Source organism: Candidatus Roizmanbacteria bacterium (assembly GCA_016700135.1).
Lineage (GTDB): Bacteria > Patescibacteriota > Microgenomatia > UBA1406 > GWC2-37-13 > UBA1450.
Map to the genome: position 1 here is coordinate 345,606 of CP065004.1, position 13,288 is coordinate 358,893.

Here is a 13,288-nt window from a genome sequence, read left to right on the forward strand (position 1 = left end):
CTTATAAAATCCAGTTAAATAAATAACCCATGACCATAATGCCGATGATTGTAATTCCGAAAAATAAAGTCAATAGTTCCCATTTCATGACTTTTTTTAAAATCATCGCTTGAGGGATAGAAACAGTCACAATCGCCGTCATAAAAGCCAGCGCTGTTCCCAGAGGCACACCCTTAAGGACTAAAGCCTCCATTACAGGAATAACACTAACCGAATTAGCATACAAAGGAGACCCAAAAAGTGTTGCTAAAGGAACTGTCCACCAAGTTTCGACTGCCAAGTATTGTTCCACCAGATGGGCAGGGACGAAACCATGAATCAAAGCTCCGATACCAACCCCCAAGACCACATAAGGAAACACTTCTTTGGTAATTGCCATGCCGTCTTTCCAAAAATAACCCAGGAGTTCTTTGGGGGGTAATGCCAATCCTCCATGTTCTTCCTCGACTTGTTTTCTGGATTTAAACTTCAATAGTTCTTGTTTGACATATTTTTCAACTCGCAACCGATGAACTAACATTCCTCCCAGAACTGCCACAGCAATACCAACCAGGTTATATAAAACAGTTACCTTCATACCAAACATTGCAGGAAACAGATATAAAGAGGACTCATTAACCAGTGGAGAGCTGATCAGGAAGGCAAAAGTCACCCCCAAAGGGATTCCTGCACCCACAAAGCCAATAAAAAGCGGTATAGAAGAGCAGGAGCAAAACGGAGTGATAACACCCAGTGCGGCAGCAAATAGATAATCCAACCCAAACCAGCGTCTTTTGGTAAGCATATCCCGCACTTTCTCCATCGGGAAATAGTAGCGGGTAATCGCCATGAAGTAGTTGATAACCACCAAAAGCAATCCGATTTTTAGAACATCATAAATGAAGAAATTGACAGCACTGCCCAAATAAGACTGCCTGCCTAAATTGAGCCACCCGTAGGTGGCAAGATCAGCAAAAAGTTGTAAGGGTCTAAAAATATCCATAAATTACTTCTGCGCCTCCTTAAGAAGACTCTTAACTTTCTCTACATCGGGTAAGAAACCAACCATGACAGGCTTTCCGTCAACGGCAAGAACAGGGCTGGACATTACTCCCATTTCAATGATCTTTGAGACATCGGTAATATACTCAACCTCCTCGTTAAGATTGAGCTCTTTGACCGCTTGCTGAGTTAGTTCATACAGCTTCTTGCAAGTAGGACAGCCTGAACCTAAGACTTGGATTTTCATAAAGCCACCCCCTTTTCAGAAATCTTAAATAACAAATTGGTAATCTGCTTGCCTTTATCGGTAAGCGAGTAATACACCCGCAAACCCTGCTTGTTGTCCGTAACAACACCAGCATCCTTTAAATCCTTGAGGTGATGGGAAATCAGGCTCTGGGACATATCTACATGCTCCATCAGCTCACACACACAATGCTCCCCTCGGCGAAGAATGCACAAGAGCTTTAAACGGCTTTCCTCGGACACCAACTTAAGAAGTGAGGATAACGACTCGACTTGTTTTGATTCCTTACTTGATGGTGAGCAACAACTGTATGAACCCATGTTCATATTATATGAAAGCAGTTGATGAAAAGTCAACGGGAAAGAATCAAGAAACCCTATTACTTTTTCTCCTTAGTTTTAGTATACTTTTGTTGAGGTATGCCGAAGAAAAACACGACATTGCCAAAGTTGCTAACAATAAAACAGGCTTCAGAGATCCTGAATGTGCATGTGGAGACTTTAAGGCGTTGGGACAAGCGCGGGAAACTCAAAGCCATAAGGGTAAACGAGCGAGGAGACAGGCGCTATCGACCAGAAGACATAGAAAAATTAATGAAAATATAATATGAGCAACTTATATCAACAATTAAAATCAGATGTAATTAACTGGAGACAGCAGGGTTATCCCTCCTCCTACCCTGTTATTGCAACCATCCTAAACTTCAATAAAAATAATTTTCTAAGACAAGCACAATTTGAGGCACTCGAAACTTACTGGTATTTGCGACTGGTTAAAAACACCCCCAATATCTTCGAGCTTTATAAAGAATACTTCCAAGGCAAGGATCTCCTGAAAGCTCTTGGAATTTCTCTGTCAGAGGAGGATCTGACCGATTTGTTGCTAGCTGGAGGCGGAATAGATGCAATCTTCGAAAAGGTAAAAACTGATAATGTCTTCGTTAAGAAGTATAAGCTTGAAGCTTTAAGAGAAACCCTCACCCTTCCATACCCAAGCTACATCTTGGCTTTGGCAATGGGAGCAGGAAAAACAATCCTTATTGCCTCCATCATTGCCACTGAGTTTGCAATGGCTCTAGAGTATCAAGAGAAAGACGGTATTTTTGTCAGAAACGCTCTGGTATTTGCGCCAGGCAAGACCATCCTTGGAGCATTGAAGGAAATTGCCGATACTCCATACGACAAGATCCTGCCTGCACGCTTCTACAAATCATTTGTAACCAATGTGAAGTTTACCTATACCAGGGATGGCGAAAAGGACATTCCCGTCATTCGAGGCAGTTCCTTTAATGTTATCGTCACCAACACCGAGAAAATCAGACTACAAAAAAACAGTATTCCCAAGTCATTTCTCGGCACACAACTGAGCCTAGGATTAGAAGAAGCCAAAGAGCTGGTTGCCAATCTGCGCTTACAATCAATCACCTCCTTGCCTCACTTAGCCGTCTTTTCAGACGAAGCGCATCACACCTACGGACAAGCATTAGCAGAGGATCTCAAGCGGGTGCGCCAGACCATTAACTACATCAGTGAAAAAACCAATCTTCTGGCAGTTGTTAACACCACAGGCACGCCTTACTTCCAAAGACAGCTCCTGCGAGATGTTATTTACTGGTATGGACTCTCCCAGGGCATTGAGGATGGCATTCTCAAGGAAGTCCGAGGCAACATTGTTGCTTACAAAGAGGTTTCAGAGGAAGACTTTGTTATCGATATCGTCAAAGACTTCTTTCAGGAATACAAAGATGTTCGAGTCAATAACGGCGAATACGCAAAACTGGCAATCTACTTCCCTCAGGTTGATGACCTAGACCAGGCTAAACCAATCGTTGAGCAAACGCTCATCTCTCTGAAACTAGATCCATCAGTTGTCTTACCAGTCCACAATAAATCACCAGAAGACATCAAAGACCTCTTTGACAACCGCATCAACGACCCGCACCTGCCTTACAGGGTGTTCTTGCTAGTCAACAAAGGCACTGAAGGGTGGAACTGTTTGTCCTTATTTGCCACCGCACTTGCAAGGAAACTCTCTTCCAGCAATAACTTTGTGCTTCAGGCAGCCAGCAGGTGCTTGAGGCAGGTCAATGGCAATACCAAGAAAGCCAAGATTTATCTCTCCAAAGCCAATGTCTCAGTGCTCGACCGCCAGCTTCAGGAAACCTTTGGTGAGGGCTTGGATGACCTCAATCGAGCCAAGACCGATACTTACCCAGTTAAGATTACTCTCAAAAAACTAGAAATCGAACCAGTTATCATCAAGAAGCTTATCCAAAAGATCGTCCCAGAAAACGATGCATCTACCACCTTGAAGGTGGAGAAGCCCAAATCTGACGCCGTAGAGGGGCTTGAGAAGACTGTTTACACCATGTCCAAAACCCAGAGGAAAGGCGTCCTGGTTGAGGTTGATAGCGAAAAATCAAAGCCCAGAGATGTAAAGGTTGATTTATACCAGGCAGCAGTCCTGCTTGCCCATACTTATCGCCTTGACTCTCTAGAGATTTATAAGCTCCTTGCACCTCTTTACCCAGATGGAGAGATGTCTGCTGTTGACCTAGAGCTTGTCCGTTTACAACTAGAAAAGCAAGTTATCAAATACAAAGTCACTACGGAGACAATCGAAGAAGCCCTGGCACTTATCAAGACCAAAGGCTTTGAGGAAGAAGTCGAAGACGGCAAGACCTCCTATGTTACCCACATTAGGGTCAATAAGGACAATCTAGAAAAGTATGTCTTGGATACCGACACTTATAAAAAGAAGGCGGGTCAAATGCCTTTGTTTGGTTTCCACTATGACCCTTACAACTTCGATTCAGAAGACGAACGAGCTTTCTTTGAACAAATATTGGACAAACTCGGCGAAGATCCAGATAATGTTGAGGATATTTACTTTACAGGGGCACTCACGGATAGGGAGAAAACAGACTTTGCGTTTGAATATAAAGACAATAAAGGCGACTGGCATTCATACACACCTGATTTCTTGATCAGAAAGAAAGACGGCAAGTCGCTTATAGTCGAAGTCAAGGGTAAGCCATACAGAAACGAGGCAGCAGAAAAGGAAATGAAACAACTAGAGGCGATAAATCCTGATAAAATTAAATATGAACTCCTGCTCTTAGAGGAAGGTGAATCGGTGTTTGGTAAAGTAACGCCAGTCTTTAATTGGATTTACCAAGCCCAAAAATAACTATGACAAATGACACAAACAAAAAAATAAAAATCGGCACACCTAACGGCAGACCTATGCTAACATGGGTGAATAAAAGGCCGTTAGAATCGGTTACAGGTTATCCGACACAACTCACCGAGAGCTTTGGAGACAAAGAAGCGCTCAAAGTGCCTGAATACGGCAAGCTAGAAAAGAACTGGCACAACCTTCTCTTTCATGGCGATAACAAAGAAGTGCTCGCCTCTCTCTTGGAGTTAGGTTTCAGAGGCAAGGTTGATCTGATTTATATCGATCCTCCCTTTGCGAGCAATAAAGATTACATGCGCAAGGTTGAGCTAAGGGGTTTGAAAAGCCTAGGGAGACTAGAAGAGGATAGTGAATCGATTATCCAACAAACAATGTATGAAGATATTTGGAAGAGAGATGAATACTTCCAATTTATTTATGAGAGGCTAATTCTCCTCAAAGAACTGCTCGCCGAAACAGGCAGTATTTATGTCCACCTTGATTATCGCATGGTTCACTACATCAAAGTATTACTTGACGAAATCTTTGGAGAGGATGGCTTAAAGGCTGAAATTATCTGGAACTATGAAACAGGCGGTGTAAACAAAAATGAATATGGGAAAAAACATGACAGCATACTCTTTTACACAAAGAGCGACAAGTTCACATTCAATGCGCAAGATATTCTTGAAAAAAGAGGAGAAGAAGTATTAAGACGACTTGCTACAGGTGTCGAATCAGCAACTAGGGCTAAGAACGAATTAAGGTTGCCAACTGATGTGTGGAGAATCCCTGCAATAAATGCAATGGCCTTGGAAAGGATGGACTATGCCACACAAAAACCAGAGGCGCTTCTAGAAAAAATTATTAAAGCTTCTTCTGATCAAGGAGATCTGGTAATGGACTGTTTTATTGGCTCTGGCACAACTTGTGCAGTAGCTCAAAAGCTCGCTAGACGATGGATTGGCGTCGATGTCAACAAAGGCGCTATCCAAGTAACTAGCAAAAGATTGCAGAAGATTATCAAGGAACAACAGAAAAAACTTATTGACGGACAAATTAGTAAAGCATTGGGGATCTATAAAGTTAACAACTATGACCTGAGAATCCTCAAGACTGAAGCCAAAGAGCTAGCAATCCAACAATATGGAATCACCAGAACAAAAACAGAGACATTCTTTGATGGTTTAAGAGATAGTGGCGAACTGGTAAAAATCATAGACTTCAATCACCCGCTCACACTTCTTGACCTGCAGCTTATCAAGGACGAACTCGATAAACGACCAGAAGAAGACAGAGATATCGTTGTAATTTGTCTAGGAAGAGAGACAAAAGTCGATTCCTGGGTTGAGGAATGGAATAAAAAACAACCTCATAAAGACGCACGCACCAGTAAGCGCATGAGGCAGTTCGTTGTCTTTGATCTTAAGGACAAGAACTTTGTCAGCTACGAACCCTCAAAAGCTGAAGTCGAGATTACTAGAGCGGGTAAAGATAAAGATAAAGTTAAAATCAAGGTTGTCTCTTTTATCTCCCCTTCCATAATCAAACGCTTGGAACTTGAACCAGGACTACTGCAAAAAAAGATTCCAGACTTCAGATCAATGATCGATGTCGTTTTGGTAGATACAAACTATGACAACGAAGTGTTCAAGATTGGCTTCTCTGATGTCCCAGAGAAACAGAGCGACCTGGTCAAGGGAGAATACGAGCTTGAGATAACAGAAAAACCATCCAAAGTGGCAGTCAAAATCATTGACATGTTAGGAGAAGAAGTCTTGGTTACCAAAGAAGTGTAACTAAACTAAGCCTTCGCTTTTTCCTCACCAGAAAACTCTTTAATTAGAACATCGAATACTTTCTTGAAGTTTTCTTTGGTATCCTTTGAAAGTTTATCTTTTACTTCAGTAGCTCTAGATAAAAACTTTTTAGCTAATAAAACTTTGTCAGCTTTGGCTTTGGTGACATACTCTGAGTTGCTGGATTTATAAGTTTTTGAGCTGTCTTCTATAACATGATTTATAAAGTCCTCTTGGGTAAACAAATCTTCTATCCGCACGCCATCGCTATCCGAAACCGCTTTGATTTGTGCTTTTTCAACTAGCCACCTTTTTGTTAGGTTTTTCTCTCCATCCTTCTTGCCCTGGTCACTATCGTAAAGGTATAGCACCTTACAACCCCAACCATGTAGGATTGTTCCCACTTTTGGCATATTTCCTGAACCGCCACCGTAAATAAAGTTTAACTGCCCATCGTCTAAGATCGTCTTAAAAGCTGTCAGGTAATACCAATCGGAAGGCCCCTCAACCACCACATTATTGAGCTTGTCAGGATTGGTAATTCCACTCGTTATTTCAAGTCCTATTGCAGTCAAGATAGGGGTTAAGGTTTCCTTGTCCGACACTTTGTGAATCTTTGATTCAACAGTCGTCCCATCCTCTCGTCCTCTAAAAACTAAACGCACCCGATCCAATTTGTCTGGATCGAGCAAGTAAGGAGAATGTGTGGAGAAAATGACTGGCATCTTGGCTGAACGATCCTCTAAAACGCTCAGAACATCTCTTTGTGCCTTAGCATGCAAATAAAGCCCAGGTTCGTCAACCAAAAGGTAGTTTTGTGTGCCAGACTCATAATGAAGCTTGAGCTGGATATAAAAAGAGAGAAACCATTGGAAGCCCTTACTTCGTTGCTGCATGCTGAACTTTTCACTTTTACCTTCTTCAACAAAGCCAAATACCAAATTATCTCCGTCAAGCATTGCTTCAAGTTCAACCTTATCTTGATTCCAAAAATCCAAGAAATCTCCCGTAATCGTGGTCGATTTACGACTCAGGTAGTTGATGTTTTGCTGTCGTGTTCGTTCTGCGTTAAGAAGGAGGTCTAGGTCTATCTCAGAAATTTTAGCAAAATTCAGCACCGCCTTGTTTTTCTTGGCTTCAGCTAAGGGAATTTGAAACGGCAAAAGATTTTCAAAAGAATCAAAGTAGATAAAGTTTGGGGTCGATTTGACCAGCGCGTCTGTAAACTTTCTCTCTAGATCAAGAGTTGTCTGAAGTTGTTGAGCTAACTTCACGGCTTCGGCCATATACTGAGTGGCAGTATTCCTCTGTGCCTCATCCTCGATCTTTGGCAAAAGCGGGGTTAGTTGTTGTTGAAAATCAGTTAATTGCTTTACTAGTGGCGCTGCATCACTAAAATCCAGCTCTGGTAAAGTCAAACCAACTGCCTCATTTTTTTTCAGAACTAAAGAAACAGAAGACGCCTTTCCTTTTATGGCTTTCCTTATTTCATTAGCTTGCCCATCTAATTTTCCATTTAGCCACTTAGATGTGTCACCATCGAGGTCATAGGTTTTAGGAAATGTCTTAGTAATCGTAAGGTCACAAGATTTTTGCTCTTTACCTTCTAGTCCGATTGCCTGCAGTAAAGGGTTTATCTCATCTGCTGATAATGTAAAGGTAATTGCGACCTGTGATACGGCCTCCTCATTAAAAATAGGTTTAGCCTCTTTTCTAATTTCCTTGTCTTTATCAAAATCTTCAACCGCCTCTAATATCGCAGTTTTCCCCGACTCATTTTTCCCAGCAAGTATAGTAACCTTTTCCTCAAGATAGATATCTCCAGAATTCTGGACTGAACGATAGTTATTGATCCGAACCTTTTTAATTCTCATTTTAATCTTTCGCTTACAAAAACTGCCCTCTACAAAGGGCAGGTGAGCGTTGCTCTTATGTAAAGCTCAACTTAATTATACAAGAAATATGAGGAAACTGTAAGAGAACAGATGGAGCGAACACGCCCGTGACCGCGCGTAGCGGCTTGTGTGGGACTTTCGTGCCTGGGGTGGCATCAGACTACCTTAATTTAGCTTCAGAAGCCTCGTTGGAGCTGTGTTGAGGAAATTTGGGAGTCAATAACTGCAATCCTTGATATTCGCCCAATCAACAGGAATGCCAGAGTTAGTGAATCGGCTAATCACACAATCAGCAGTAAGCAGAAACCATACAAGAAGGATCGCCAAGATTACAAAAACCGACCACCACTTTTTCATACTGTTCTGATTATAGCTTTTCAATATCCCAACCCTCGTTGTCATAGACCGCCACCTGACCGCCTTGGGTAACTGTTAGGCTGACCATGGGGTAACGAGTGGATTTGGTTTTGAGACACCAGACTCCTTGGTCATTTTTATACGCCCCCTCACGAGTAGTATCAACATCACCACACTCCTCGTATTCTTTAGTGAAGGGTTTTGAGTAGTCATACCACTTTACGAAGAAGTTGCCAGGTTTTGTGCCTTCAAATTCATAAGTCATATTGGAGATATCAACGCCAAAAATATCCTTATGCTTGGTCATAAACTCTTCAGCTACCTTACGAACCTGCTCCTTGGTCGTATATCGGGGAGTATTGTCATACTCAGGCATGTTTTCAAACCAGCGCGTGCCGTCTTCTTTTGTTCCCCAACGGCGCTCTGCCTCTCCTACCTCTACGATGTAATTGGTCTTAGGGTCAATGGTAAAGGCAAATCGAGCTGCTTCATAGTGTTCTGAAGCTGGGCTGTTATAGTCCGTTCCATTATCACCAGGCTTGTTGTTAAACCTACTACAGAGGAATTCTACAGGGATATCAGACATCCCCAAAAACTCACGGATATTAGCAATAGCTTTCTCCCTCTCAGCAGCAGGACGAGCGGTTAACAAACAGAACTTCTCACGCGCTTCTTTATACTCCTGAGAGTCTTTATTAGGGTTCGCGCTCAGGGTTACCAGGAGCGCGGCTACTTCTTTGTCTTTTACACTCTCCTGCAAAGATTGCCCTATCTTAGATTGGCTTAAAAAACGAGGAGCTAACACAACTCCCAAGATAATAAGAATAACCAGGAATAAAACTGCAGGAATAATTCGAGATTTTGTTTTATGTTTCATTATCATTTTTACCTCCTTACAGGCTAAATTAATAACTTTACCCTAGAGGTGTTGCATATTAACTTCGCTTGGGGGAGATTGTCAAATCAATGCAAAAAGCTCCCCGCCAGGCGGTAGCTTTCGCTACCCGTAACCCTTTCGAGCTACGACCCGCTACAGGTCTCCTGAACGAGGAGCTTGCTACCCTGTAGCGGGATTTTTTATCTGCCATGCCCCATAAAGAGGTTTAGGCAATTACTCATATTCTATCAATTCCAAGGGGAATTAAAAATAACAACCAGAAACGGTCAAAAGTGGAGATAATGTAAACAAATATGAACAAAAGGTATCTTGAATTGGCACCTGGGATTTGTTTCAATGAGGATAGATAGGAAGTAAAGCCTAACGAAACGATCGGGGCTGTGACTTCTGAGTATACGCACTCGCGTGTATTTAGAAGTTGCAGCCCCTTTTTTGTTGCCTAATAACTATGAATACACTTAATAACGATTACTACTCAACCAGCGACCTCTCACTGGCTACCACCCTCTCTCTTTGGTGTCCCATCGAAGACATTGACCGATCTAATCCTCGTAAGGCTTTGTTTATTTTCCAAAACACGGAAAAACTTCAGGATCTCGTCGCCGAGTATTACCGCGACGAAATCAAGGTGTCACCACAAGTCTATTTTAATCAGTTGCGCGTTGTTAAGGCGCGCTTATATGCAAACGGATAACCATGATAAGTAGGAACCTATTACTAGAACTAAAACAGATCCTGGAAGAAGACTACCAGCTCAAATTGACACTCCAGGAAGTTACAGAGATTGCCATGACATTACTAGGGTTTACCGAGACTCTTATAAAAATTGAGGCAACAAAATTATGCAAATGAGGTGAAAACCATGTCTAACGAACAAGTATCTATCATCAAACAAACCAAAGAAATGCTTGAAAAGGCTTATAAGGCAGCTCTCAGTCAGGCAATAAAGAGAGGAATTGCCCAGGCAAAAAAGAGGAAACAATAAAAATGACGATCAATGACTATGACAAAAAACCAGCAATCAAAACAAGCTGAAGAGCTTTATATCCAGGTATGGAGAAATCCGATATTTTATGGAGGATTGTTTACCGTCCTTTCTCCTGAAGACTGGCAGACATTAACAGCCCTGGCAATGTTTATGGATCAGAACGGCGTTTGTTATCCCTCCGAGAAGAAACTAGGACAAATACTAGGCATAAAGAATACTGCCAGTGTCAGCAGAAGGATTGCCAGACTTGAAACAAAAGAATATCAGAATGAGGTGGTTTTACTGGTTGAAAGAGGGAGAAAGACAAATGAGAAGGGAGTCTGGGTCTTCACTAACAACAAATACTACCTTAACCCAGACATCGTCTCTATTTTTAATCCCCATCCCAAGACTCTCAGTTGTCGTGAAGAACAAATGGAGAAATTCCTTCAAATAAGGCAAAAGCTCGTTAACTCGTTTAGCTTTAACACAAAATGAATAACAAACAACATAACCAGAACCAGCTTTCTAACAAGATTTTTATAACAAAAACCAGACCCTCTTATAAGAAAAAAACGGAGGAGGTTACTCTTAAGTCATCTCGTAAGCCCAAGCCGAGCCATGTCCCAAAATCTTTTGAGGAAGTAATTCCTCAGTTAATAGGTGAATCCGAGGCTCAATATAAAAACCTTCAGCTTTATTGTGAGGCTGGCAGTCTTGTAAAACTACGCGCCAAACTTGCCGCACTAGCCAATAACAAACAAGCGCCTTTTTTTACCAGGAGAGGAGGACTACCATACCGCAGAACACTTGACCGCTGGTGTTGTAGGTTTCGCTGGGTTAAAAGGAAGGAAAAATGGACGAGGGAACAATGTAAGGAAACATACTTCTGGTTTACAGATCAAAGGCGCAACAACCCATCGTTTTTAATGGCGGTAAAGTTACGCCAAAGATACACCAAGGCTACACCAAAAAACGGCGGTGAGAATTCTCCAATACTACCCCAAAACTTCTCCAGAAACGACGGCAATGGGTCGGCAGTAGTTCGGCAGAATGACGGCAGAAATAGGACAAATAGTGGGCAGAATAGGGATGAAATTAACAACAATTCAAAGCTAAAACTATGAAAAATCTAATCTTGCAAAAAATATCACTGAAACAAAGATTCTCGTATATAACACACTACATACGAGAAGAAGGGCATCTCTGTTTGATATTCCCTAAAAGTTTCTTTATGTTGTGTGTTGCAAAATTACTATGAAAACTGCCATATTCTGCCGTGTCAGCTCAAAAGAACAAGAGGAGACAGGCTACTCCTTACCAGCCCAGGAGAAGTTCCTCAGAGAGTATGCCGAAAAACAAGGCTTAGAGGTCGGCAGGGTATTTGCTATTTCCGAGTCGGCTGCAGGCAAAATTCAGCGAAAAACCTTCAATGAGATGCTTGAGTTTGTCAGAAAGAAAAATATCTGCTCCATCGTCGTTGAAACCACAGACAGGCTTACCAGAAACTTCTCCGATGTGCCAACCATCGACAAGTGGATCATGGAAGACGATCAACACCAAGTCCATTTGGCGAAAGAAGGCTGTGTGTTACACAACGCCTCCCGCTCTCACGAGTGGTTCATGTGGCGGGTAAAGGTAGCGACAGCCGAGTATTATGTCCGCTTGCTCTCCGAGAATGTAAAGAAAGGACAGAAAGAAAAGCTCGCCCAGGGTTGGATACCAACCAAGCCCCCACTAGGATATAAGACTGTTGGTGAGACTGGACACAAAATCCACATCATAGACGAAGGCTCAGCACCCCTAGTGAGGAAAATGTTTGAACTATACGCCTCTGGTGACTACTCGATAAAGAGGCTGGCGCAAACCATGTATGACGAGGGCATGCGCTCTCCACAAGGCAATAGGCTGGTTAATAGCCGTCTCCACTCCCTCTTACGAGATCCCTTTTACATCGGTAAAATAAGATGGAACGACGAAATTCATGAAGGTAAACACCAGCCTTTGATTAGCAAAGAGCTGTTTGATAAAGTTCAGGCACTACTTGTGAGCAAAACAACACCCAAATACAACAAACACGACTACCTTTTCAAGGGAATGATCCGCTGTGCTGAGTGCGACGGCTTAATCACCTGGGAAATGCACCGAGGGCATCATTACGGACACTGCAATCATTATCACGCCTGCACCCAGGAAGGCTGGGTTAAAGAACCAGAGGTTGAAGAACAACTACTTTCAGGCTTTGACGGATTGAAACTTAAGAATAGCCGCATAGTCGATTGGCTCAAGAAAGCGCTCAAAGAAAGCCATCAGGACGAGATCGAATACCATAACAGCACTGTCGGCGAGCTACAAGCCCGCTACGAGGCAATTCAGAAGCGGATGGATAAGTTATACGACGATAAGCTGGATGAAAAGATTACCCCAGACTTTTATGCTAGGAAATTCAAGCAATACTCAGAGGAAAAAGACGAAGTCGCCGAATCAATGAAAAGGCACTCAACCGCCAGCACAGGCTACCTGAACCTGGGCATAAACCTCTATGAACTCTCTCAAAGAGCCAGGGAAATCTATCTCCAAGCCAAAGCAAAAGACATGTTAGACGAGCAACGAGCCTTAATCAGACTGGTATTTGGCAAGTTGATACTTAATAACGGAAAACTCTCCTGGGAATACTCCAAAGCCTTCAAGATACTCTCCGAAGCGGTCAACGAGACTAATTGTTCGAAAGTGGATAAAATCGACGATTTTGAAAATGGGAAATTCGAACATCACAAAAAGACCGATGTTGCGGGGCAAAAGGGCAATTTGTTGCCCGCTCGTCCCATCTGGCTCCCCGACGTGGATTCGAACCACGAACCTTGAAGTTACATGTAATCTCTGTGTTTCCACAAAGCATGGACTATATCTTTACCTTTTCTCCTAAGAGATGAAGGTAGTGGGCGCTTTCCGCCAACTGGCGGAGGT

The 13,288-nt window shown here is 42.5% G+C and carries 12 protein-coding genes; 7 read left to right on the forward strand and 5 right to left on the reverse strand.

What is annotated here, in order from left to right:
* Position 1 precedes the first annotated feature (1 nt).
* From IPM65_01975 to IPM65_01985, 3 genes are read right to left on the reverse strand one after another with little or no spacing between them, the layout of a single operon-like run.
* Positions 2-982, reverse strand: coding sequence for a permease (locus IPM65_01975; GenBank protein ID QQS44346.1), 981 nt, complete (start codon positions 980-982; stop codon positions 2-4).
* Between the two features lie 3 nt (positions 983-985).
* Entirely contained in the window at positions 986-1,228 is a 243-nt protein-coding gene (locus tag IPM65_01980; GenBank protein QQS44347.1) for a TM0996/MTH895 family glutaredoxin-like protein, read from the reverse strand.
* Positions 1,225-1,548 carry a helix-turn-helix transcriptional regulator gene (locus tag IPM65_01985; protein ID QQS44348.1) on the reverse strand — a complete coding sequence of 108 codons (324 nt, stop codon included), beginning with the start codon at positions 1,546-1,548 and terminating at the stop codon, positions 1,225-1,227. Before IPM65_01985 ends, IPM65_01980 begins: the two co-directional genes overlap by 4 nt.
* 99 nt (positions 1,549-1,647) lie before the next feature.
* Here IPM65_01985 and IPM65_01990 point away from each other — a divergent pair, with 99 nt between their 5' ends.
* From IPM65_01990 to IPM65_02000, 3 genes are read left to right on the forward strand one after another with little or no spacing between them, the layout of a single operon-like run.
* Complete coding sequence (locus tag IPM65_01990) at positions 1,648-1,833, forward strand: helix-turn-helix domain-containing protein (GenBank protein ID QQS44349.1); 186 nt, start codon at positions 1,648-1,650, stop codon at positions 1,831-1,833.
* A 1-nt stretch (position 1,834) separates the two neighbouring features.
* Positions 1,835-4,417 carry a DEAD/DEAH box helicase family protein gene (locus IPM65_01995; protein ID QQS44350.1) on the forward strand — a complete coding sequence of 861 codons (2,583 nt, stop codon included), beginning with the start codon at positions 1,835-1,837 and terminating at the stop codon, positions 4,415-4,417.
* 2 nt (positions 4,418-4,419) lie between these two features.
* Positions 4,420-6,204, forward strand: a complete 1,785-nt coding sequence (locus tag IPM65_02000) for a site-specific DNA-methyltransferase (GenBank protein ID QQS44351.1) — start codon at positions 4,420-4,422, stop codon at positions 6,202-6,204.
* A 5-nt stretch (positions 6,205-6,209) separates the two neighbouring features.
* On the opposite strand, the gene IPM65_02005 is transcribed toward IPM65_02000, so the two are convergent.
* Together IPM65_02005 and IPM65_02010 are read right to left on the reverse strand one after the other, a co-directional pair.
* The gene (locus IPM65_02005) at positions 6,210-8,078 is read right to left on the reverse strand and encodes an AAA family ATPase (protein ID QQS44352.1); all 1,869 of its coding nucleotides are present in this window, start codon (positions 8,076-8,078) and stop codon (positions 6,210-6,212) included.
* A gap of 388 nt (positions 8,079-8,466) precedes the next feature.
* A complete protein-coding gene (locus IPM65_02010; protein QQS44353.1) occupies positions 8,467-9,333 on the reverse strand; it encodes a hypothetical protein in 867 nt (288 codons plus the stop codon).
* Positions 9,334-9,802: 469 nt separating this feature from the next.
* Here IPM65_02010 and IPM65_02015 point away from each other — a divergent pair, with 469 nt between their 5' ends.
* From IPM65_02015 to IPM65_02030, 4 genes are all read left to right on the forward strand, one after another.
* Positions 9,803-10,048: a hypothetical protein gene (locus IPM65_02015; protein ID QQS44354.1), complete on the forward strand. Its 246-nt coding sequence runs from the start codon at positions 9,803-9,805 to the stop codon at positions 10,046-10,048.
* Positions 10,049-10,357: 309 nt separating this feature from the next.
* Positions 10,358-10,819 carry a hypothetical protein gene (locus tag IPM65_02020; GenBank protein ID QQS44355.1) on the forward strand — a complete coding sequence of 154 codons (462 nt, stop codon included), beginning with the start codon at positions 10,358-10,360 and terminating at the stop codon, positions 10,817-10,819.
* Positions 10,816-11,448: a hypothetical protein gene (locus IPM65_02025; protein QQS44356.1), complete on the forward strand. Its 633-nt coding sequence runs from the start codon at positions 10,816-10,818 to the stop codon at positions 11,446-11,448. Before IPM65_02020 ends, IPM65_02025 begins: the two co-directional genes overlap by 4 nt.
* A 130-nt stretch (positions 11,449-11,578) precedes the next feature.
* Positions 11,579-13,186 (forward strand): recombinase family protein, encoded by a 1,608-nt coding sequence (locus IPM65_02030; protein ID QQS44357.1) that lies wholly within the window; start codon positions 11,579-11,581, stop codon positions 13,184-13,186.
* Positions 13,187-13,288: the final 102 nt, after the last annotated feature.